The sequence below is a fragment of the Massilia oculi genome, from assembly GCF_003143515.1.
Taxonomy (GTDB): domain Bacteria; phylum Pseudomonadota; class Gammaproteobacteria; order Burkholderiales; family Burkholderiaceae_D; genus Telluria; species Telluria oculi.
This window is the reverse complement of record NZ_CP029343.1, coordinates 2,379,499-2,400,371: the sequence shown is the minus strand read 5'-3', so window position 1 is coordinate 2,400,371 and position 20,873 is coordinate 2,379,499. Positions and strand designations below refer to the sequence as shown.

At 67.8% G+C, this 20,873-nt stretch carries 19 protein-coding genes; 15 read left to right on the top strand and 4 right to left on the bottom strand.

Annotated features, from left to right (window positions below):
- The 4 genes from DIR46_RS11090 to DIR46_RS11075 all read left to right on the top strand — a co-directional run bounded on the left by DIR46_RS11090 (position 1) and on the right by DIR46_RS11075 (position 5,914).
- Positions 1-768 carry a DUF3108 domain-containing protein gene (locus DIR46_RS11090; protein ID WP_109345281.1) on the top strand — a complete coding sequence of 256 codons (768 nt, stop codon included), beginning with the start codon at positions 1-3 and terminating at the stop codon, positions 766-768.
- Positions 769-966: 198 nt separating this feature from the next.
- Positions 967-2,343 carry a hypothetical protein gene (locus DIR46_RS11085; protein ID WP_109345280.1) on the top strand — a complete coding sequence of 459 codons (1,377 nt, stop codon included), beginning with the start codon at positions 967-969 and terminating at the stop codon, positions 2,341-2,343.
- Positions 2,340-3,083 (top strand): hypothetical protein, encoded by a 744-nt coding sequence (locus DIR46_RS11080; protein WP_109345279.1) that lies wholly within the window; start codon positions 2,340-2,342, stop codon positions 3,081-3,083. Before DIR46_RS11085 ends, DIR46_RS11080 begins: the two co-directional genes overlap by 4 nt.
- 8 nt (positions 3,084-3,091) lie before the next feature.
- The gene (locus tag DIR46_RS11075) at positions 3,092-5,914 is read left to right on the top strand and encodes an ATP-binding protein (protein WP_109345278.1); all 2,823 of its coding nucleotides are present in this window, start codon (positions 3,092-3,094) and stop codon (positions 5,912-5,914) included.
- A gap of 35 nt (positions 5,915-5,949) precedes the next feature.
- On the opposite strand, the gene DIR46_RS11070 is transcribed toward DIR46_RS11075, so the two are convergent.
- Positions 5,950-6,468, bottom strand: coding sequence for a CcdC protein domain-containing protein (locus DIR46_RS11070; protein WP_109345277.1), 519 nt, complete (start codon positions 6,466-6,468; stop codon positions 5,950-5,952).
- Between the two features lie 119 nt (positions 6,469-6,587).
- On the opposite strand from DIR46_RS11070, the gene DIR46_RS26940 reads away from it, so the two are divergent.
- Complete coding sequence (locus DIR46_RS26940) at positions 6,588-6,749, top strand: hypothetical protein (protein ID WP_205289111.1); 162 nt, start codon at positions 6,588-6,590, stop codon at positions 6,747-6,749.
- Positions 6,750-6,813: 64 nt separating this feature from the next.
- Complete coding sequence (locus DIR46_RS11065; RefSeq protein ID WP_109345276.1) at positions 6,814-7,515, top strand: YjjG family noncanonical pyrimidine nucleotidase; 702 nt, start codon at positions 6,814-6,816, stop codon at positions 7,513-7,515.
- A 5-nt stretch (positions 7,516-7,520) separates the two neighbouring features.
- Here DIR46_RS11065 and DIR46_RS11060 read toward each other — a convergent pair whose 3' ends face one another.
- A complete protein-coding gene (locus DIR46_RS11060; RefSeq protein ID WP_109345275.1) occupies positions 7,521-8,738 on the bottom strand; it encodes an MFS transporter in 1,218 nt (405 codons plus the stop codon).
- A gap of 141 nt (positions 8,739-8,879) precedes the next feature.
- Between DIR46_RS11060 and DIR46_RS11055 the strand changes: the two genes are divergently transcribed.
- Positions 8,880-9,485, top strand: coding sequence for a TetR/AcrR family transcriptional regulator (locus DIR46_RS11055; protein WP_109345274.1), 606 nt, complete (start codon positions 8,880-8,882; stop codon positions 9,483-9,485).
- 13 nt (positions 9,486-9,498) lie between these two features.
- Here DIR46_RS11055 and DIR46_RS11050 read toward each other — a convergent pair whose 3' ends face one another.
- Entirely contained in the window at positions 9,499-11,061 is a 1,563-nt protein-coding gene (locus DIR46_RS11050) for a GGDEF domain-containing protein (protein ID WP_109345273.1), read from the bottom strand.
- 202 nt (positions 11,062-11,263) lie between these two features.
- On the opposite strand from DIR46_RS11050, the gene DIR46_RS11045 reads away from it, so the two are divergent.
- Genes DIR46_RS11045 through DIR46_RS11035 form a run of 3 tightly spaced genes read left to right on the top strand, consistent with a single transcriptional unit; the run spans position 11,264 to position 15,107 of the window.
- Positions 11,264-11,896 (top strand): (2Fe-2S)-binding protein, encoded by a 633-nt coding sequence (locus DIR46_RS11045; protein WP_109345272.1) that lies wholly within the window; start codon positions 11,264-11,266, stop codon positions 11,894-11,896.
- Between the two features lie 3 nt (positions 11,897-11,899).
- On the top strand, positions 11,900-12,892 hold the full coding sequence (locus DIR46_RS11040) for an FAD binding domain-containing protein (RefSeq protein WP_109345271.1): 993 nt from the start codon (positions 11,900-11,902) through the stop codon (positions 12,890-12,892).
- Positions 12,893-12,899: 7 nt separating this feature from the next.
- Complete coding sequence (locus DIR46_RS11035; protein WP_229446574.1) at positions 12,900-15,107, top strand: xanthine dehydrogenase family protein molybdopterin-binding subunit; 2,208 nt, start codon at positions 12,900-12,902, stop codon at positions 15,105-15,107.
- On the opposite strand, the gene DIR46_RS11030 is transcribed toward DIR46_RS11035, so the two are convergent.
- A complete protein-coding gene (locus tag DIR46_RS11030) occupies positions 15,102-16,091 on the bottom strand; it encodes an AraC family transcriptional regulator (protein WP_229446573.1) in 990 nt (329 codons plus the stop codon). The two genes, DIR46_RS11035 and DIR46_RS11030, sit on opposite strands and share 6 nt — an antisense overlap.
- A gap of 108 nt (positions 16,092-16,199) precedes the next feature.
- Here DIR46_RS11030 and DIR46_RS11025 point away from each other — a divergent pair, with 108 nt between their 5' ends.
- The 5 genes from DIR46_RS11025 (at position 16,200) to DIR46_RS11005 (ending at position 20,866) form a co-directional block, all read left to right on the top strand.
- Positions 16,200-16,691, top strand: a complete 492-nt coding sequence (locus tag DIR46_RS11025) for a (R)-mandelonitrile lyase (protein ID WP_205289110.1) — start codon at positions 16,200-16,202, stop codon at positions 16,689-16,691.
- A gap of 130 nt (positions 16,692-16,821) precedes the next feature.
- Positions 16,822-17,871, top strand: coding sequence for an NAD(P)-dependent alcohol dehydrogenase (locus DIR46_RS11020; RefSeq protein WP_109345268.1), 1,050 nt, complete (start codon positions 16,822-16,824; stop codon positions 17,869-17,871).
- 77 nt (positions 17,872-17,948) lie between these two features.
- Positions 17,949-19,157 (top strand): MFS transporter, encoded by a 1,209-nt coding sequence (locus DIR46_RS11015; RefSeq protein ID WP_109345267.1) that lies wholly within the window; start codon positions 17,949-17,951, stop codon positions 19,155-19,157.
- Positions 19,158-19,259: 102 nt separating this feature from the next.
- A complete protein-coding gene (gene paoA / locus DIR46_RS11010) occupies positions 19,260-19,916 on the top strand; it encodes an aldehyde dehydrogenase iron-sulfur subunit PaoA (protein ID WP_109345266.1) in 657 nt (218 codons plus the stop codon).
- Positions 19,913-20,866, top strand: coding sequence for an FAD binding domain-containing protein (locus DIR46_RS11005; protein WP_109345265.1), 954 nt, complete (start codon positions 19,913-19,915; stop codon positions 20,864-20,866). Before paoA ends, DIR46_RS11005 begins: the two co-directional genes overlap by 4 nt.
- Positions 20,867-20,873: the final 7 nt, after the last annotated feature.

Genomic DNA, 20,873 nt, shown 5'->3' with positions numbered 1-20,873 from the left:
ATGCTCCTAGACAACATTCGAAAAGCCGGCGTCGCATGCACGCTGGCACTCGCCCTGGGCAGCACCGCCCAGGCCGCCAATCCATCGGCTGCGGCGCATCCAGCCGTCAAGCGCGCCTTCGAATTGCCGCCATCGGCGGACCTGCAGTATGACCTGAACGCGCGCCAGCGCGGCCTGTCGCTCAAGGGCGACGCCACTGTCGCCTGGCGCGCCGGCGACGGTAAATACGACCTGCACGTCGAATCGCGCGTGGCCATCCTGGGCACCCTGCTCGACAACCGCAGCCAGGGCGCCATCGATGAGTTCGGCCTGGCGCCGGTGGAATTTTCCGAAAAGCGCCTGCGCAAGGACCCGACCTCGATCACCTTCGACCGCGGCGAAAAAGTCATCAGTTTCTCCGAAGGCGACAAGACCTATCCGCTCAAGGGCGGCGAGCAGGACCGGGTATCGATCACCTGGCAGCTGGCGGCCATCGCGCGCGCGGCCGGCGACAAGTTCAAGCCGGGCTCGGAATGGCCGTTCTTCGTGGCCGGCCGCACCAGCGCCGAAGCCTGGACCTTCAAGGTGGTCAGGCGCGAGAAGGTCAAGACCGGGCTGGGCCAGGTCGACGCCGTGCTGGTCAGCCGCGAAGCCTTGCCGGACAGCCGCGACCAGAGCATCGAGGTGTGGCTGGCGCCGGCGCATGAATGGTATCCGGTCAAGATCCGTTTCACGGAAGGCGACAAGGAAACCATCGAACAGACGCTGAAGAGTATTGCTAAGCCGTAAGTCACATCTGTGTCTTTCCCGCAATTGTCGGCCCCCGGTCGGGGCCGGCAATCGCTGATTGGCCAGTCCAGCCTGTTATACTGACGCCCCCGCGACGCCGGTCGGGCCTGTCAGTACGTTCATGTAGATATTGTCAATATTGTCAATATTGCGCATGCCAGGCCCGTCTCGACCGCGCACGAGAGACTGGTAACAACGATGATCGATCCCCTTGCCGGCGCGGCCCTCGCTGCCGACTCCCCGGCCACGGCGCCGGAACTTGATCCGCTGCAGGCACACTTCCAGGAAGGCGTCGCTCCCGACGAAATCGAGCAGGTCTTCCACCTCAAGCGTGCCCAGCCGATGCTGTCGGCCTTCACGGCCCTGTTCCACGGCACCCAGGACGGCGTGCTGGTGCGCCTGCTCGTCCTGCGCGAACTGGCCGGCGACACCGCCAGCTCGGCGTTCTCGCGCGCCGACATCAACCAGAAGCTGGCCTACCTGATTCCCGAGAGCCTGGAGACGGTGCTCAACCGCCTGCGCGGCCACGGTCTGCTGGCCTGGGACGCACCAAACGCGGTGTACCGCATCACGCCGCTGGCGCGCAACGTCCTGTCCGCGCTCGAGACCCTGCTGGCGCTGGGCAAGCCGGAAGACGACGACGCCGAGATGGGCTTCCTGCTGTCGCAGGTGGCCGGCGCCCAGGCGGTCGGCGGCGTGACCGTCGACCAGCTGAAGCACCTGCTGGGCCGCCTGATCGAGCTGACCGAGGAATTCCGCGACGCGATCGCTTCCGGCTCCGAGTTCCGCCTGCGCACCTCGCAGGCCAAGTGGCATATGGCCTGCGACTGGGTGGAGAAGGGCTCGGTCATCCTGCGCGCCATCACCTCGGACGAACGGGCCGACAGCGCCACCCACCGCGCGGCCCAGGCCATCGGCCGGGCCCAGAGCGCGCTGCTCAATATGCAGGGCATGTTCTCGCGCGCGCTGAACCAGATCGAGCGCCAGCGCGTGCACCTGGGCCAGTCCGGCCTGTCGACCACCGACGTCAAGCGCTGGCTGCTGGCCCATGAAGACCTGGCGAGCCTGGCATCGGATGCGATCGACCGCCCGGTGACGCCGCTGTTCGCCACCCCGGCCGAGATGATCGACGTCGCCGAGACCGAGCTGCTGGCCGAGCGCGTGATCTCGACCGGCCCGAAAGGCCTGCCGAGCGGCCAGGATGCGCCGCTGACGATCAACGACAACCCGGCCATGATGGTCGAGCTGAACGACTGGATCAACAAGCTCGCCGACTTCGCCAACCTGGGCAACTTCCCCGAATTTTCGGACGTCGGCCCCAAGAAGGTCCAGCTGCACGAGTCCCTGCTGCCGGCCAGTTTCGCCGTCGCGTCCTACCGCGCCTCGCTGCTGCCGCTGCTGGGCGACGCGGCCGAGGCCAGCCTGCAGGGCGCGACCGCCGACCTGGCGCGCCTGCCGCTCGCCTTCGAGGCCCAGGACCAGATGATCGAACTCGACGACCCCGAGGTGGCGGCCATGTCGATCGCGACCCTCTCCCTCAATCTAGATCACCCTTCGGACGGCACGCCCACATGAATGACGATGCACAAATCCTGATCGCGCGCCTGCTGACGCACCAGACCCTGCGCCGCGACGACAAGATGGTCAAGCGCGCGCTGTCGGACGACCAGTTCCGCGCCGAAGTCGACAAGCGCCTGCTCGAATCGGGCCTCAAACTGCTCGACAACGTGTATGCCGACCACGTGACCGTGGCCCTGCACCGCAACGTCGAGCCGAAGATCTTCGGCGCCAAGGACATCTGGCAGAACAATAACTTCGGCCTGACCCGCGACGGCGTGGCCCTGCTGGTGGTGCTGTGGGCCCAGATCATCCTGCCCAAGCGCGAACGCCAGGAAACCCACACCACGGTGGACGACGACCAGAACGATATGTTCGAGAAGGAGACGCCGATCCCGCGCGCCGAAGACGCGTCGATCGGCATCTCGTACACCGCGCTGCTGTCGGACTTCGGCGACAAGCTCGGCAAGAAGACCCGCATGGACATGAACCTGGGCGTGCTGTCCAAGCTGGGCTTCATCGAACGGCGCGGCGACGTGATCCTGGAAGGCCCGCTGCTGGACCTGATGATGGACACCGACGTGCTCAAGGAGCGCATCATCAACGGCGCGCTGTCCGAAGTCTTCAAGCGCGCGCCGCTGGCCGCCGCCCCGCGCAAGGTGGCCGTCGACGCCGAAGCCGCCAACGATGCGGTGGCGGTCGAGCAGCTCGAGCCTGCCGCTCATGTAGCCGATGACGCAACCGATACCCCGAACTGAGATAGCCGATGTTCCACATTAAATCACTCGAACTGGTCCACTGGGATTACTGGCAGCGGATCAAGAACATCCCGCTGGACGCCAAGATCATCACGATCGCCGGCCAGAACGGCTCGGGCAAGACCACGCTGCTCGACGCGATGCGCACCCTGTTCGGCCTCGATTGCTCGATGGGCCGGACGTACAAGCACTATGCGCGCCACTCGGGCCAGCAAAGCGCCTGGCTGCGCGCCGTGGTCGACAACAAGCCGATCGGACGCCAGCTGTCGAACCGGCCGTTCCGCCATTCGGGCTTCTTCTCGGACGACGAGGTGACCCTGTTCTGCCAGGTGCAGAAGAATGGCGGCGACTGGAAGCGCCAGTACCTGATGCGACCCGGTAACGTCGAGATCGAGGAAGTGACCGAAGCCACCGACTGGCTGGGCGTCGAGAACTATCGCAAACGCCTGGCCTCGGCCGGCCTGTCGCCGGCGATGTCGAAGGTGCTGGCGCTGGAGCAGGGCGAGACCGATAAACTGTGCGAATACGCGCCGCGCCAGTTGCTGGACCTGGTGTTCCAGGTCTTCGGCGACAAGGAAGTGCTGGACGCCTACGACGAAGCCAAGCGCCACCAGCGCGACACCGAGGTCGAGCTCAAGCGCTTCGAGACCGAGCTCGAGACCTCGCGCACCAACCTGGAGGGGCTGCGCCTGCGCGTGGCCAACCACCACCAGTGGTCCGACCTGAACAAGGAGAAGCGCGAGCTGCAGGAAGAAGTGCTGCCGGCGCTGCAATACCACGAAGCGCGCGAAAAGGCCGCCAACAACAGCCGCATGCTGCGCGAGGCGAAGAAGCCGCTGGTGCAGGCCGACGGCCAGCTGGCCGAGAAACGCAGCCAGCTGGCGGCGCAGCAGCGCGCCCTCACCGAGGCGCAGAAGCAGGAAACCGAACTGGAGCTTGAAGCCGGCCAGCTGGCCAAGCGCCTGTCCGAGGTGAACACGCGCCTGAAGCCCCTGGAAAGCCTGCTCGAGCAGCGCGACCGCTTGCAAAAGCTGGCGGCGGATGCCGGTGCCGACATCGCCGAAGTGGCGAAGCAGCTCGAGGAAAAGGAAGCCGAGCTGGCGCGCCAGAAGAGCGCGCGCGAAGCGGTATCGAACAAGATCGCGGGCGAGATGGCGACCATCTCGGCGCTGCAGGGCAAGACCTCGATGCCGGAGCCGGAAGCGCAGCGCCTGATGCGCCGCGCCCTGCGCGACGAGGGCATCGCCCACGCCATGCTGTCGGACATCGTCGAGGTGACCGATCCGAAGTGGCAGGGCGCGGTCGAGGGTGTGCTGGGCGGCTACGCCTCGGTGGTGCTGCTGGAGAATGCGAAGGATGCGCCGGCGGCCTACCGCCTGGCCGAGAAGGAACGTTATCGCCACTTCATCGTGCCGGACTGCGTCAACGCGCCGGTGGTGAAGGACGACAGCCTGCTCTCCGTCGTGCGCTTCTCGAGCAAGGCGCCGGGCTGGCTGATCGACCAGCTGGAACGCATCGAACGCGTCGACTCGGTCGACGAAGGCTTCAAGAGCCGTTCGGACGAATGGATCACGCCGGACGCCTACCACCGCGAACGCCGCGGCGGCCGCTCGCTGTTCGTCGAGGCTTCGCGCTACCGCTTCGGTGCGGCGGGCAAGACCCAGCGTCTGGAGGCAATCCAGAAACTGATGCCGGCGCTGGAAAAGCGCGAAGACGAGCTGACCCTCGCCATCTCGAAGCTGGCCGCCGAAGTGGGCGGCCTGAAGGCGCGCATCGCCGGCGTCGACGCCGCCAAGGAGCTGTCGGCGCGCCAGGAAGAATTCGAGGAGGCCGCGCGCGCGATTGCGCCGCTCAAGGCCGAGCGTCTGGAAGTGGGCGCGCGCCTGGGCGAGCTGCAGACCCTGAGCAAGAACGCCACGGTGGCGCGCACCCGCGCCGACACCGTGTGGCAGAACGCGCGCATGGCCTTGTCGGAAGCCGAAGCCGGCATGCGCCTGAACCATCGCCGCCAGATCGAGCAGCGCAGCGAGCACGCCAGGGCGCTGCTGGAGCTGCGCCGCGGCTGGCGCGCGGTGCCTGTCGCCTGGAAGAACCCCAACTGGCGCGGCGACCTGGTGGCCAGGCACCAGAACGCGCACCAGGTCAACCTGCGCCTCGGCTCGCTGGAGCACTCGCTGGCGCGCGAGGACTGGGAACTGGACCCGACCGTCATCGACCAGTATGCGCGCCTGCACGAGCAGCTGGAAAGCCGCCAGAGCGAGACCGAGGAGCGCCGCTACCAGAACAACCGCGCGATCGAGGCCACCGGCAATGCGCGCGGGGCCTATATCGAGCGCCTGCGCTACACGATCAAGACCTATACCAAGAACATCCGCGAACTGGGTTCGCTGGCCGGCATCGACGTCCAGGCCGACCCGGTGCGGCTGGAGAACGACGACGTGCAGCTGGCCCAGGCGGGCCTGCACGTGCGCTTCAAGTTCGACGGCAAGGACCAGATCGGGATGAACGACGGCGAAGCCTCGGGCGGCCAGCAGGTGATGAAGTCGCTGGTCTTGCTGATCGGCCTGTTGAAATCGGAAGAAGGCTCGGGCGGCTTCGTGTTCATCGACGAACCGTTCGCCCACCTGGATATCCGGAATATCCAGCTGGTCGGCGAGTTCCTGAAGAACACCGACGCCCAGTACCTGATGACGACGCCGCTGACGCACAATACCGACGTCTACGATCCTTCGGAACTCACACTCATCACGAGCAAGAAGAAGAAGGACATGCAGTGGGCGCAGCCGATCTTCGTGCTGCAGCGAAGGAAGGACGAGGCGAAGGCCGCGTAATCAGGAAAGGGGCCATCGGCCCCTTTCTTGTTGGATCACACCTGATCGATCGCCTTGCGCACCCGCCGCCGCCAGCGCAGCAGCGCCGCCGAGTAGTAGCCGAAGTAGCCCGCCGTGATCCCCACGCACAGCATGGTGAGCGGGCTGTCGGTCAGGCGCGGGGTGGGGATGCCCTTGCCCTGGTTGGCATACACCTCGATGCCGATGTACAGCAGGCGCGCCACCAGGATCATCGCCATCACCAGCCCCAGGCGCGCGGGCGGCGTGAAGAGATAACCCTGCGGGGTTTCCTCGAACCGGGTCAGTTTCAGGCCCCAGACGGCATAGCCGATGCCGCCGCCCGCGCCGACCAGCAGCGCCGCCAGGTTGTAAGGAGTGTCGAACAGCTGCGCCAGCGGCACCAGGATCATCGCGCCGAATACCAGCACGCCGGTGTAGTGGCGCGAGACGATCGAGCGCTGGCGCTGCATCTGCGTCTTGATGCGGCTGTAGATGCGCCACACCAGCAGTGGAGTCAGGACGAGCAGGGCCAGGGTGGTGATCGAGAATTCCATGTGCGGCAAGGAGGCTGTGTTCAGGGAAAGCGCATTGTAGCCCACTGCCGGGCGCGCGCCGCGCTGCGGGGCCGCATGATAAGGTAATCCGATCCGCATTCCAGCAAGGAGATCGCATCATGCACGCAGCTCATCATGCCGCCTATCACGCCCACCGCGCGCCCGATCCGGCCCCGATCGAAGAGCCGATGCCCGAGCCCTTCGACACGCCGCACCCGCACCACCAGCCGGTGCACCTGCCGCACGACGAGGAACCGGTGCCCGATCCCAAGCCGAGCTGACCCGGAGCGCGTCCCGGATGAGCGTGCTACCATGAAGCCATAGTTGTACTCTCATCCCGACGTAATGAAACACCGACTCTTCCTGTTCGACCTCGACGACACCCTGCTCGACTTCCGCGCTTCCGAACAGCGCTCCTTCATGCGCACCATGGAGCAACTGGGCGTGCGCGAGCAGCTTGGCGTCTTGTTCCAGCAATACCAGGCGACCAATCTGGCGCTGTGGCGCAGCTTCGAACAAGGCGCCGTGACCAAGGATTTCCTCAAGGTCGAGCGCTTCCGCAAGACCTTCGCGGACAACGGCATCGAGATCGATCCGCAGCGCGCCAGCGACCTGTACCTTGAATCGCTGACCGATACCGTGGTGCTGGTCGACGGCGCGGCCCAGCTGTGCGAAACCCTGGCCGGCATCGGCGAAGTGGGCATCATCACCAATGGCGCCCACCAGATCCAGCACCGCCGCATCGCCAGCTCGGGGCTGCAGGACCACCTGTCCTTCGTCGCCACTTCCGAAGCCTGCGGCTTCGCCAAGCCCGACAGCCGCTTCTTCGAGTTCACCAGCAAGATGGCGCGCAGCTTCGCCAAGCTCGAGACCGTGATCGTCGGCGACCGCCTGGACGCCGACATCCTCGGCGCCAACCGCTTCGGCATCGAGAGCTGCTGGTTCAATCCCGGCCGCCTGGCCAACGACTCGCAGGCGATCCCGAGCTGCGAGGTCGCCAGCCTGCACGACATCGTCACTTCATTGCGCGGCCTGGCCACCGCCTGATCGGTTCAGTGCCCGGCGATGGCCGGGCCAGAGCGGGGGCCGGGCCGGAAGCCGTGCGTCCTGCTCGACCAGGCGATCGCGAAGCCGAGCGCGGCCAGCAAGGCCGTGGACCATGGGAAAGACGCCGCGCCCCACCGGTCGAGCAGGAAACCGCCGAGCAGGCCGCCGCCCGCGATCGCGCCATTCCAGGCCACCACGTTCATCGACAGCGCCACGTCGGCGCCATCGCCCGCGGCGTCGGCCAGCGCCGTTTGCAGCAGGGTGGCCGCGCCGCCGAAGCTCAGGCCCCATGCGGCCACGCCCGCGTACACGACCAACGGCGCCGCCGACAGCCAGGCGAACAGCAGGGACAGGACGGTGAAACCGCCCAGGCTGGCCAGGACGGTGGCGCGCAGGTGGCTGTCCACCAGCCGGCCGGCGATCCAGATTCCGCCCAGCGCGGCGACACCGAAGACCAGCAGGACCACGTCCACGCGCCCGGCCAGCCCGGCCTGCGCCACGAACGGCGCGATATAGGTGTACAGGATGTTATGCGCCAGCATCCACGCGATCACGGTCGCCAGCACCGGACGCACGCCCGGCGTGGCGAATACCTCGCGCAGGGGCAAGCGCTGCCGGTCCGACTGGCCGGGGTAGTCGGGCACCTTGGCCACCACCCATACCATCAGCACCACGCACAGCGCCGACATGAAACCGAACGCCGTGCGCCAGCCAACCGCGCCGCCGAGCCAGGCGCCGAGGGGCACGCCGAGCGATAGCGCGATCGGAGTGCCGACCATGGCGATGGCCATGGCCTGTCCCTGCTGGTGGACGGCGACCATCCGGCGCGCGTAGCCGGCCAGCAGGCTCCAGGCCAGGCCCGCAGCCATCCCGGCGCAGAAGCGCGCCGCCAGGGTGAGCGTGACATCGGACGACAGCGCGGTCAGCGTATTGAAGACCAGGAAACCGACGATGGTCAGCATCAGGACGCTGCGGCGCCGCCAGCCGCGGGTGGCGATCGTGAGCGGAATGGCTGCCAGCACAGAACCGAGGGCATAGGCAGTCACGGTCTGTCCAGCCATCGAACTGCTTATGCCGAGGCCCTCCGCAACCAGCGGCAACAGGCCGGCCGGCAGGGTTTCGGTGGCGATGCAGATGAATCCGGTCATGGCCAGGGCCAGCAGCGCCGCGACCGGCAGGCTGCCGGCGCGGGCGGCCGGGTGGGGGGAATGTGTTGCTTCCATCAAGACTCCTGTCGAGGATGAACCGACCAGGCTGGCCGGTTACTTATGTACTGATCGGTATAAATGTAGTGCGGCCAAGCATGGCTTGTCAATGATTTTTGTACCGATTAGTATTGAAGTCGATCGAAAAAGGAGAACGACATGGCGACAATGGGCCGCCCCCGACAATTCGACCGCAGCGCGGCGGTGACGACCGCGATGCACCTGTTCTGGGAGCACGGATATGAATCGACCTCGCTCAGTCAGTTGAAGGCGGGCCTGGGTATTTCGGCGCCAAGCTTCTATGCCGCCTTCGCGTCGAAGGAGGCGCTGTTCCAGGAAGCGGTGACCTGTTACCTGGCGTCCCATGGGCGGGTGACGGAATGCCTGTGGGAGGCCGACCTGGCACCTCGCGCCGCCATCGAGCTGGCGCTCAGGCGGTCTGCGGCGATGCAGTGCGAGGACGGCCACCCGAAAGGATGCATGGTGTCGCTCGGCGTGATGAGCGCGAGCGGTGCTGGGAACGAGGGTGTGACGGCCGCGCTGGCAGAATCGCGCGCGCGCACGTGCGCCGGCATCCTGGCCTGCGTCGAACGCGGCATCGCGCAGGGGCAGCTTGCGCGCGATGTCGACCCGCAGGCGCTGGCCACGGTGTTCGACAGCTTCCTGACCGGCCTGTCGACGCTGGCGCGCGACGGTGCGACGCATGCAAGCCTGGATGCGGCCATCACGCAGGTGATGAGGTTGTGGGACGCGGCCTCGCGCTAGTGCGGATGCAGCTTCAAATCGCAGGACCGGCATCCACCCGATTGCGGCCCGCGTGCTTGGCGTTGTACAGATGCCGGTCGGCGTGTGCGACGAGTTCACCCGGGTCCGCATTGTTGCCGGAAGCCCGGACGAGGACCGCGACGCCGATGCTGGCCGTGACGACGCCGGACGGCGACTCCTGGTGCGGCAGTTGCAGGGCCTGGATCTCATGGCGAAGCCGTTCCGCCACCGCCATCGCGCCGGCCAGTTCGGTATGCGGCAGGATCACCGCGAATTCCTCGCCGCCGTAGCGTGCCGGCAGGTCGCGGTTGCGGTTGACCTGGGCCGCCAGGATGCGGCCGACCTCCTGCAGGCAGGCGTCGCCGGCCGGATGGCCGTAGCGGTCGTTGAATTTCTTGAAGTAGTCCACGTCCAGCAGCAGCAGGGCGGTCGGAGTGCCGGCAATTCGCGCATGGCGCAGCTCATGCGCGAGCACCTCGTCGAAGCGGCGCCGGTTGGCCAGCCGCGTCAGCGTGTCGGTATGGGCCAGTTCCTGCAGCCCGAGGTTATCGCGCCGCAGGTCCTGCGAATAGGCGCGCAGCTTCTGGTCGAGACGGTCGCGGATGACGAATTGCCGGATCAGCTTGCGGGCGAAGAGCGCGAACATGGCGGCGATCAGGAGGACCGCCGTGCCCATCAGGATGCTGAAGCGCCTCCAGGGGGCGAGCAGTTCTTCCTTGGTCTGCCCGACGGCAATCACGAAGGCGAAATTGTCGACCCGCCGGTAACTGTACAGGCGCTCGATATTGTCGATCCGGGCCACCATGAAATCCGAGCCTGCGGCGTGCTTCCTGATCGCCTGGAACACGGCGCCGTGCGCGAGGTTGGTGCCGATCAGCTTGTCGTCGAAGGGACGGCGGTAGACCACCGTCCCGTCTTCCAGGGCCAGCAGGACCGTGCCGGTCTCGCCGACGTCGATTTCGTCGTAGATGCGCTCGAAGAAGTTCACCTTCAGCGTCACCAGCGCCACGCCGGCGAAGCTGCCGTCGGGATGGTCGATGCGGCGCGAGATCGGCAGCACCCAGACGCCGGTGGAGCGGCTCCTGATCGGATGCGCCACATAAATGTCGCGCCCAGGGTGGGCGCGGTGGTACTGGAAGTAGGCACGGTCCGAATTATTGCCCTGAGGAGTGCCGGTAAGGGAGGTCGCCAGCCAGCGGCCATCGGCGGCGTACACGAAAATGCCGTGCAGTTCGGGCGTCGTCCTGGTGAGCACCATCAGGTGGGCCTGTAGCCGTTTCAATGCGTCGTCGCCGGTGCCATCGTGCTCCACCCGTTCGACAACGTCCGCCAGCGCCATGGTGGTCGCCTTCATCGCGGTTTCCACCTGGACCCCGACCATGCGCGCCACGTTGGAGGTCGCCACTTCGGTCTGCCGGATCTGGGTCTGCCGCGCCGACCAGACGAACCAGGCGGCGAAGGCGAGCAGCAGCAGGCAGCCCAGGGCCGTGATGCCCACCACCATGCGTACGACCGGGCGCCGCTTGCCGCTCAGGCGCTCGACGTGGTTATCCAGGCTGTCGGTGGATGATTTCAATGCGCCTCGCCAGAAGATGGTTGCGATGCTTGTCCAAAAATTTTGCCATTAGAAAGAAAACCCTGTCGCCGGACTGCGCCGGCGCGCTTGCGTTTGCCTGATCCTGCACAGTTGTTGCCTTTTCCATTCAGGCGGCTCGTGCGTGCGAAAAGCTTGGTCTACATTCTTGGCACACCCCCATTCCAGACAGAAGGAGTTCGCCATGACAACCGGCCCCGATCCATCCAGCCAGCTTTACCAGGCGACACAGGTCAACCGGCGCGAGTTCGTGCTGTCGGTGCTGTCGGTGGCCGCGGCGAGCGGCGCCGTCAGTGCCGGCGAGGCCCAGGCCGGGCCCGCGGACGCCGCGCCGCAAGTCCACGCCGGCGGCGTGCCGCTCAGCTTCGAGGTCAACGGCCGGCAGCACTCCCTGACGGTCGATCCCAGGACCTCGGCGCTCGACCTGCTGCGCGAGCGGCTTCGCTTGAGCGGCGCCAAGAAGGGCTGCGACCATGGCCAGTGCGGCGCCTGCACCATCCACGTCGACGGCCGCCGCGTGGTGTCGTGCCTGACGCCGGCGCTGCAGCTCGAGGGCCGCCGGGTCGACACCATCGAAGGCCTGCAGCGGCCCGACGGCAGCCTGCACCCGATGCAGCAAGCCTTCATCGACCACGACGCGCTGCAGTGCGGCTACTGCACGCCGGGCCAGATCATGGCGGCGATCGCCTGCGTCCGCGAAGGCAATGCGGGTTCGCCCGAGCGCATCAAGGAAACCATGAGCGGCAACCTGTGCCGCTGCGGCGCCTACAACGGCATCGTGGCCGCCATTGGCCAGGCCGCCGCCGAAAAGGCGTGAACCATGCGTGAATTCACCCTGATCCGCGCCCGTTCGCCCGCGCAGGCCGTGCAGGCCATGGTCACCTACCCGGAGGCGCGCCTGATGGCAGGCGGCACCACCCTGTACGACCTGATGAAGCTGGGCGTCGAGCGTCCGCCCGCCATCGTCGACATCAACGCGATCGAGGAATTGCGCGCGTTCGATACTTCCGGCGCGCGCGAGCTGGTATTCGGCAGCCTGGCGCGCATGAGCGACGTGGCGGCCGACCCGCGCCTGGTGAAGGACTATCCGGCGCTGTCGGAATCGCTGTGGCGCGCGGCGTCCCAGCAGCTGCGCAATATGGCCAGCCTGGGCGGCAACGTGCTGCAGCGCACGCGCTGCGCGTATTTCCGCGGTGGCGAGCCGTTCGCCTGCAACAAGCGGCAGCCGGGCAGCGGCTGCGCGGCCCTGGACGGCATCGACCGCGGCCACGCCCTGCTGGGGACGAGTCCCAGCTGCATCGCCACCTATCCCGGCGACTTCGCGGTCGCGCTGGTCGCCCTTGACGCGGTGCTCGACGTGCTGGGTCCGGACGGCGTGCGCAGCATCCCGGTCGAGGCCTTGCACCGTCTGCCGGGCGACCGGCCCGACCTCGAGACCACGCTGGCGCCGGGCGAGATCATCACCCGCATCCGGGTCCCGGTCACGTCCCTCGGGCGCGCCTCGACCTATCACAAGATCCGCGACCGCGAATCGTATGCCTTCGCTCTCAGCTCCGCCGCCGTGGCCCTGGCAATGGACGGCAAGCGGGTGGCGCAGGCGCGCATCGCGCTGGGCGGCGTCGCCACCAAGCCGTGGCGGGCGCGCCTGGCCGAGGAGGGACTGGCCGGCCGCGAACTCACCATCGAGACGGCGCTGGCGGCCGGATTCGCCGCCTTCGCGGATGCCAGGGCCGGACACCACAACGCCTTCCGCATCGAGCTCGGCGCCCGCACGGTGGCCGATGCGCTGATGATCGCAGCACAAAGGACTTGAGATGAGCATGGATATCAATGAGTCGGCATTCCCCAGACAGGCGCGCATCGACGCGCGCGACAAGGTCCGCGGCGCCGCGCTGTACGCGGCCGACCAGGCGCTGCCCGGCATGCTGCATGCGGCGCTGGCGGTGTCCACCATCAATCGCGGCGAGGTGCGGTCCATCGATACCCGGGCCGCGCGGGAGGCGGGAGGCGTGCGGCTGGTGCTGACCCACGCCGACATGGGCGAGTACAAGCCGGCCGGCCATGTGCTGGGCGGCGGCTTCGCGTTCCAGAGCATGCAGCCGATGCTGGAGTCAGGAATCGCGTATCGCGGCCAGCCGATCGCGCTGGTGGTGGCCGACACGCTGGAGGCGGCGCTCGAAGCGGCCTCCCTGATCCGGGCGAAGTATGAAGAACAGCCATTTCAGGTGACGCTGGACGCGCCGGCGAAGGACATCGTGCCGCAACAGGGCTCGCCGCTGCCGCAGCAGATGTTCGCCGACAAGGTGGCGGGCGATGCCGACGCCGCCTACGCCGGCGCGACGCACAGGATCGATGCCGAGTACCTGCACCCGCCCCAGCACCAGAACCCGATCGAGCTGGTGTCGACCGTGGCCGAGTGGCGCAAGGGCACGCTGGTGATCCACGAGGGCACGCAGAACAGCGGCGCGATCCGCCACGGCCTGGCGCGCCAGTTGAACCTCGACCCGGCGCGCATCGACGTGGTTTCGCCGCAGTGCGGCGGCGGCTTCGGCCTCAAGAACTCGCTGCAGATGCAGACCCTGTTCGCGGCGGTGGCGGCGCGCAGGCTCGGCCGGCCGGTCAAGCTGGTGGTGCCGCGCAGCCAGCTGTTTCACGACGCCAGCTTCCGCCCGGCCAGCCGCCACCACATCCAGCTGGGCGCAGACGCCTCCGGCAAGATTCTGGCGGCCATCCACGAAGCCGACCAGCAGACCTCGCGCCACGACCTGTTCCCGGCATCGTACGCCGACATGAGCGCGCGCCTGTACGGCATCCCGAATTTCCGCGGGCGCGAGCGGCTGGTGCGCACCGACGTGCAGACGCCGGGCTATATGCGCGCGCCGTTCGAGCAGCCGGCGGCGTTCGCCTTCGAGTCGGCGGTGGATGAACTGGCCCAGCAACTGGGCATCGATCCGGTCGAACTCCGGCTGCGCAACGATACCCAGACCGACGCGCTCACCGGCAAGCCGCTGTCCTCGCGCTTCATGGCCGAATGCCTGCGCGAAGGCGCGCGCCGCTTCGGCTGGAGCCGGCGCGATGCGCGGCCGGCCTCGATGAAGGCGGCGGACGGCGCCGCCATCGGCTGGGGCGTGGCCTGCGGCGCCTATAAGGCCGCGACCACTCCGGCGATCGCGCGCATCGCCGCCACCCGCGACGGCCGTATCCTGTTCACGGTGGCTGGCCACGAGATGGGGCAGGGGATGCGCACCGCGATCGCCAATGTGCTGGTGCGCCGTTTGCGGGTCGAGCCGCAGGCGCTGGCGATCCAGATCGGCGACACCCGCGGCGCGCCCCAGCACCTGACCGCCGGCTCCTGGGGCACGGCCAGCGTGGCGCCGGCGGCGGAAGAAGCCGCCCAGGCGCTGCTGGACGCACTGGCGCAGCTGGCGCCTGGCCACGACCCTGCCTTGAAGCCGGCCGAGGTGCTGGCGCTGGCCCAGCGCGAGCGCATCGAGGCCGAGGTGCGGCGCAAGGCGCCGGGCCAGCCGGACGCCGTCTATGGCCGCCTGCAGGGCGGCATGCCGGCGCCGGCCGGGCCGGTGTACCCGGAATTCGTGTCGATGAGCTATGCGGCCCACTTCGTCGAGGTGAGCGTGGAGCCGGTGACGCGCCGCATCCGCGTGCCGCGCGTGGTGAGCATGATCGACTGCGGCCGCGTGGTGAGCCCGGTGACGGCCGACAGCCAGGTACGCGGCGGGGTGGTGTGGGGCATCGGCGCCGCCCTGCGCGAAATCAGCGAGGTCGATCCGCGCTACGGCGGCTTCCTGAACGCCGACCTGGCCGAGTACGTGCTGCCCGTGCATGCCGACATCGGGCACATCGACGTGGGTTTCGTCGACCGGCCCGACCCGCTGCTCAATGCGAGCGGCGTCAAGGGACTTGGCGAGGTGGCGATGGTGGGCGTGGCGGCGGCGATCGCCAATGCGGTGCATCACGCGACCGGCAAACGCATCCGCCGCCTGCCGATCCGGATCGAAGACGTTTTATAGAGCGGCTTCGGCCGCCAGCTCCGGCGCCGCAACGGTGGCCGGACGCCGCGCATCGCGCCGCGGCGGCGCGCCGAACAGGCGCGCATACTCGCGCGTAAACTGCGAGCTGCTCTCGTAGCCGACCTCGAACGCCGCCTTGTTGGCGGTGGCCCCCTCGTACAGCATCAGGCGCCGCGCCTCGATCAGGCGCAGGCGCTTCTGGTACTGCACCGGCGTGAGCGAGGTGTAGTCCTTGAAATGCTTGTGGAAGGCCGACAGGCTCATCGACGCAGCCTGGGCCAGTTCCTCGACCCGCAGCTTCTGGTGGTAGGACAGGCGCAGCATCGCCACCGCGCGGTTCAGGCGCACCGGATGGGCATCCGGCGCTATCGATGCGCGCAGCTGGCGGCCATGCGCGCCGTTGAGCAGCCAGAAATGCAGCTCGCGCATCAGGCCCGGGTGCAGGATGGCCACCGCCTCGGGATGCGCGATCAGGTGCATCAGGCGGCGCGCGCAATCGAGGATCGCCGCGTCGACGTCGTGCACCAGCATCGTCGCCGCCGGGTCCGGTGGCGGCGGTGCGGTTGCAGCGTCAACTTTTCGCAGCTGGTCGGCCAGTTCGGACAGCAGGGCCATGTCGAGTTCGATCGCCAGCGCGATATAGGGACGCTCGCTGGATGCGGTCACCACCTGGCCCGTCACCGGCAGGTCGGCGCTGACGATGATCGCCTGGCCTTCGGCGCACAGCTTTTCCTGGCGCCCGGCCAGCAGGTGCTTTTCGCCCTGGAGCACGAGGCAGACCAGCGGCCGGTAGGTCGATTCGAGCTTGTCGCCCGGCTGGTCGAGGCACATCATGCGCAGGCCGGGGATGGGCGTGAGCGCCAGGCCGTCGCGGTTGGCGTGGGCACGGGCGTAGGCGGCAACGGCGTCGAGTAATTCCTGGTTCATGGCCGATAGTGTGCCGTTGGTTGGCGCGGCTGTCCAGCGCAGCACGGATGAGTGCATTCATGACGCCGGCGCATATGCCCAATGAGCGGCGCCGGGCTACTCGCACGCTTGGGCGACGGCTATATTGGTTTTTCTTCCATCAATGCTGCATTCCAAGGAGAACCCATGAAACTGCTCGCCGCGACCGCGCTGTCGCTGATGTTCGCCGCATCCGCATTCGCCCAAACCGCCAAGGACGCGGCCTCGACCATGGTCATCGCGCGCGCCGGCAGCCAGCCGTCGAGCCAGGGCCCGGCCCAGCACTTCACCGGCGGCGTGCGCGTCGACCCCCTGTTCCCGGCGCGCGCGCCGGCAGTCACTTCGGGCGCCCTCGTCACCTTCGAGCCGGGCGCGCGCTCGGCCTGGCATACGCATCCGCACGGCCAGGTGCTGGTGGTGACGGCCGGGGCCGGACGCATCCAGCAATGGGGCGGGAAGGTAGAGGACATCCGTCCGGGCGACGTGATCTGGACCCCGCCGGGCGTCAAGCACTGGCATGGCGCGGCGCCGGCGACGTCCGTGAGCCATATGGCGATCCAGGAAGCCGTCAATGGCAAGAACGTCGAATGGCTGGAAAAGGTGAGCGACGCGCAGTACGACAACCGAGCCGATTCATGAATGGACGTCATAAGCCTAGTCAAAATCCGCGTCGTTTTTCGCATGAATTTGCGACTACCATGCTCTCCTGACAAATCGCGTCACCCATGCCGGGTGCGCTAAAACGACATTGAACGATACGGAAAACCTCATGACAGTCAAAGCCTACGGCGCGCATGCCGCCGACAAACCCCTTGAATCCATCGACATCACCCGCCGCGCCCCCGGCGCCCACGACGTCCAGATCGATATCGACTTCTGCGGCGTCTGCCACTCCGACCTGCACACGGTGCGCGCCGAATGGGCCGGCACCCTGTATCCCTGCGTGCCGGGCCACGAGATCGTCGGCCGCGTGTCGGCGGTCGGCGCCCACGTGAGCGGCCATAAGGTGGGCGACCTGGTCGGCGTCGGCTGCATGGTCGACAGCTGCAAGGCATGCGCCGATTGCGGCGAAGGCCTGGAGAACTATTGCGACAATATGGTGGGCACCTATAACGGCCCGACCGCGGATGCGCCGGGCCATACGCTGGGCGGCTATTCGCAGCAGATCGTGGTCAATGAGCGCTTCGTGCTGCGCGTGCGCCATCCGCAGGAGCAGCTGGCGGCCGTGGCGCCGCTGCTGTGCGCCGGCATTACCACCTGGTCGCCGCTGCGCCACTGGAACGCCGGTCCCGGCAAGCGCGTGGGCATCGTCGGCATCGGCGGCCTGGGCCACATGGGCATCAAGCTGGCCCACGCCCTGGGCGCCCACGTGGTCGCCTTCACCACCTCGGAATCGAAACGCCAGGATGCCCTGAACCTGGGCGCCGACGAAGTCGTGGTCTCGAAGGATGCGGACGCGATGGCGGCCCAGGCCAGGAGCCTGGACCTGATCGTCAACACGGTCGCCGCGCCGCACGACCTGGACGCCTTCCTCAACCTGCTCAAGCGCGACGGCACCATGGTGCTGGTCGGCGCGCCCGAGTCGCCGCATCCGTCGCCGCAGGTGTTCAACCTGATCACGAAGCGCCGCGCGATCGCCGGCTCGATGATCGGCGGCATTCCGGAAACCCAGGAAATGCTCGACTTCTGCGCCGAGCACGGCATCGTGGCCGACATCGAGATGATCCGCGCCGACGATATCAACGGCGCCTACGAGCGCATGCTCAAGGGCGACGTCAAATACCGCTTCGTGATCGATAACGCCAGCCTGGCCGCTTGATCCACCCACCGGCCCGCAACGCGGGCCTTCACGAGCGGCGGCGCCGCTCGTCCCGCCTCAACCCTGTTTGATCAACAATGAATCCAACCATTTCCGCCGCTCGCGACAGCAGGCCGGCCCAGAGCGCGGCATGGGGCGCCGTGATGGCGATGTCGCTCGCCGCCTTCGCCCTGGTCGCCTCCGAATTCATGCCGGTCAGCCTGCTCACGCCGCTGGCGGCCGAGCTGCGCATCAGCGAAGGCCAGGCCGGCCAGTCGATCGCGATTTCCGGCCTCTTCGCCCTGGTCACCAGCCTGTTCCTCGGTTCGGTCGCCGGACGCCTCGACCGCAAGACCCTGCTGCTTGGCCTGACCTTCCTGATGATCGTCTCCGGCACCGTGGCCGCGTTCGCGCCCAACTACTTCCTGTTCATGGTCGGCCGCGCGCTGATCGGCGTCGCCATCGGCGGCTTCTGGTCGATGTCGGCGGCGACCGTGATGCGCCTGGTGCCGGCGCGCGGCGTGCCGCGCGCCCTGGCGCTTCTCAATGGCGGCAATGCGCTGGCGACCGTCATCGCGGCGCCGGCCGGCAGCTATCTCGGGGCCGTCATCGGCTGGCGCGGCGCTTTCTTCTGCCTGGTGCCGGTGGCGGCGATCGCGCTCGCCTGGCTGATGTTCAGCCTTCCCGCGTTGCGCGTCAACGAGCGCGCGACGTCCAGTGGCATCCCGCGACTCCTGAGGCGGCCGGCGGTCGTCCTCGGCATGGCGGCGGTGAGCCTGCTGTTCATGGGGCAGTTCGCGCTGTTTACTTACCTGCGCCCGTTCCTGGAGGGCGTCACCGGCGTGAGCGCCGCGACCCTGTCGCTGATGCTGCTGGCGCTGGGCGTGGCCGGCTTCGTCGGCACGACCCTGATCGGCGCCGTGCTCAAGGACCGATTGTACCGGGTGCTGGTGGCGATGCCGCTCGCGATGGCGCTGGTGGCCGGCGCGCTGGTCGCCTTCGGCCATTCGGCGGCGGCGGTGACCGCGCTGCTCGCGCTCTGGGGGCTGGTCGGGACCTCGGCGCCGGTCGGCTGGTGGACCTGGCTGGCCCAGACCCTGCCGGACGACGCCGAAGCCGGCGGAGGATTGATGGTGGCCGTGGTCCAGCTCGCGATCATGCTCGGCGCGACACTCGGCGGCCTGCTGTTCGACGCCGGCGGCTATCGGGCAACCTTTTACCTGAGCGCAGGCCTGCTGGCGACCGCCGCGGTAGTTGCCCTGCTGGCGGCATGGTCGACACGGTCGGCACGCCGCGCCGATTCATGAGCCGGGGACATAAGCCTATGCCGCGTTCTTCATGAATCGCAGGAAGGGCTTGCCGTAACATCAACTGGATTAATTAACCGCTGACAGAAGGAAGCACACCTGATGGACGACTCCACCAACATCAACCAGACCCGCCGCGGTGTCCTGATCGGCGGCGCGCTCGGCGCGACGGCGGCGGCCTTGCCGCTGGCCGGCGCCCAGGCCGCGGGCCAGGGCGACGCCGCCGCGGCCCGGACGCCGGCGCCGGTGACCAGCAAGGTCACCCTGCGCGTGAACGGCCAGCCGCGCGAACTCACGCTGGACACCCGCACCACCTTGCTCGACGCATTGCGCGAAAACCTGCACCTGACCGGCACCAAGAAGGGCTGCGACCAGGGCCAGTGCGGCGCCTGCACGGTGCTGGTCGACGGCCGCCGCATCAATTCCTGCCTGAGCCTCGCGATCATGCACGACGGCGCCGAGATCACCACCATCGAAGGCATGGGCACGCCCGACAAGCTGCACCCGATGCAGGCGGCGTTCGTCAAGCACGACGGCTTCCAGTGCGGCTACTGTACCCCGGGGCAGATCTGTTCGGCCGTGGCGGTGATCGACGAGATCCGCCAGGGTATCCCGAGCCACGTGACCGGCGACCTGAACGCCAAGCCGCTGCTGTCCGTCGACGAGATCCGCGAGCGCATGAGCGGCAATATCTGCCGCTGCGGCGCCTATTCGAACATCATCGACGCGATCAAGGAAGTCGGAGGAGTTAAGGCATGAAGGCATTCAGTTACCAGAAGGCCGCGACCCCGGCCGAGGCGGCGGCGGCCGCCGCCAGGACCCCCAACGCGCGTTTCATCGCTGGCGGCACCAACCTGCTCGACCTGATGAAGCTCGAGATCGAAACCCCGGCCCACCTGATCGACGTGAATGGCCTGGCGCTCGACAAGATCGAGCCGACGAAGGAGGGCGGCCTGCGCATCGGCGCGCTGGTGCGCAACACCGACCTGGCGGCCGACGCGCGCGTGCGCAAGGATTACGCCGTGCTGTCGCGCGCGCTGCTGGCCGGCGCCTCGACCCAGCTGCGCAACAAGGCGACCACCGCCGGCAACCTGCTGCAGCGCACCCGCTGTCCCTACTTCTACGACACCAATATGGCGTGCAACAAGCGCGTGCCCGGCAGCGGCTGCTCGGCCATCGGCGGCCACACGCGCGGCCATGCGATCGTGGGCGGTAGCTCCGCCTGCATCGCGACGCACCCGAGCGATATGGCGGTGGCCATGCAACTGCTGGACGTCGGCGTGGAGACCGTGCGTCCCGACGGCAGCGCGCGCACGATCCCGATCGCCGACTTTTATCGCCTGCCTGGCGATACGCCGCACATCGAGCACAGCTTGATGCCCGGTGAATTGATCACGGCGGTGACCTTGCCCAAGCCGCTGGGCGGCAAGCACTATTACCGCAAGGTGCGCGACCGCGCCTCTTACGCTTTCGCCCTGGTTTCGGTGGCGGCCGTGGTGCAGCCGGACGGCAGCGGCCGCGTGGCCGTGGGCGGCGTGGCGCACCGGCCGTGGCGCGTACCGGCGGCGGAAAGCCAGCTGCCGCGCGGCGGCAAGGCCACCACCGCGCAACTGCTGGCCGGCGCCCGCACCACAGACGACAACGCATTCAAGATCCTGCTCGTCGAGCGCACGCTCGACGCCATCCTGGCGCAAGAGCGCGCGAGCTGAATGAAAG

What these genes read in the sequence shown, in the direction of transcription:
- DIR46_RS11090 (WP_109345281.1), top strand. Translation starts at nt 1, where the DNA reads ATGCTCCTAGACAACATTCGAAAAGCCGGCGTCGCATGCACGCTGGCA.
- DIR46_RS11070 (WP_109345277.1), bottom strand. Translation starts at nt 6,468, where the DNA reads ATGGAATTCTCGATCACCACCCTGGCCCTGCTCGTCCTGACTCCACTG.
- DIR46_RS11080 (WP_109345279.1), top strand. Translation starts at nt 2,340, where the DNA reads ATGAATGACGATGCACAAATCCTGATCGCGCGCCTGCTGACGCACCAG.
- DIR46_RS11025 (WP_205289110.1), top strand. Translation starts at nt 16,200, where the DNA reads ATGAAACTGCTCGCCGCGACCGCGCTGTCGCTGATGTTCGCCGCATCC.
- DIR46_RS11015 (WP_109345267.1), top strand. Translation starts at nt 17,949, where the DNA reads ATGAATCCAACCATTTCCGCCGCTCGCGACAGCAGGCCGGCCCAGAGC.
- DIR46_RS11005 (WP_109345265.1), top strand. Translation starts at nt 19,913, where the DNA reads ATGAAGGCATTCAGTTACCAGAAGGCCGCGACCCCGGCCGAGGCGGCG.
- DIR46_RS11035 (WP_229446574.1), top strand. Translation starts at nt 12,900, where the DNA reads ATGGATATCAATGAGTCGGCATTCCCCAGACAGGCGCGCATCGACGCG.
- DIR46_RS11060 (WP_109345275.1), bottom strand. Translation starts at nt 8,738, where the DNA reads ATGGAAGCAACACATTCCCCCCACCCGGCCGCCCGCGCCGGCAGCCTG.
- DIR46_RS11055 (WP_109345274.1), top strand. Translation starts at nt 8,880, where the DNA reads ATGGCGACAATGGGCCGCCCCCGACAATTCGACCGCAGCGCGGCGGTG.
- DIR46_RS11020 (WP_109345268.1), top strand. Translation starts at nt 16,822, where the DNA reads ATGACAGTCAAAGCCTACGGCGCGCATGCCGCCGACAAACCCCTTGAA.
- DIR46_RS11085 (WP_109345280.1), top strand. Translation starts at nt 967, where the DNA reads ATGATCGATCCCCTTGCCGGCGCGGCCCTCGCTGCCGACTCCCCGGCC.
- DIR46_RS11030 (WP_229446573.1), bottom strand. Translation starts at nt 16,091, where the DNA reads ATGCACTCATCCGTGCTGCGCTGGACAGCCGCGCCAACCAACGGCACA.
- DIR46_RS11045 (WP_109345272.1), top strand. Translation starts at nt 11,264, where the DNA reads ATGACAACCGGCCCCGATCCATCCAGCCAGCTTTACCAGGCGACACAG.
- DIR46_RS11065 (WP_109345276.1), top strand. Translation starts at nt 6,814, where the DNA reads ATGAAACACCGACTCTTCCTGTTCGACCTCGACGACACCCTGCTCGAC.
- DIR46_RS11075 (WP_109345278.1), top strand. Translation starts at nt 3,092, where the DNA reads ATGTTCCACATTAAATCACTCGAACTGGTCCACTGGGATTACTGGCAG.
- DIR46_RS11040 (WP_109345271.1), top strand. Translation starts at nt 11,900, where the DNA reads ATGCGTGAATTCACCCTGATCCGCGCCCGTTCGCCCGCGCAGGCCGTG.
- DIR46_RS26940 (WP_205289111.1), top strand. Translation starts at nt 6,588, where the DNA reads ATGCACGCAGCTCATCATGCCGCCTATCACGCCCACCGCGCGCCCGAT.
- paoA (WP_109345266.1), top strand. Translation starts at nt 19,260, where the DNA reads ATGGACGACTCCACCAACATCAACCAGACCCGCCGCGGTGTCCTGATC.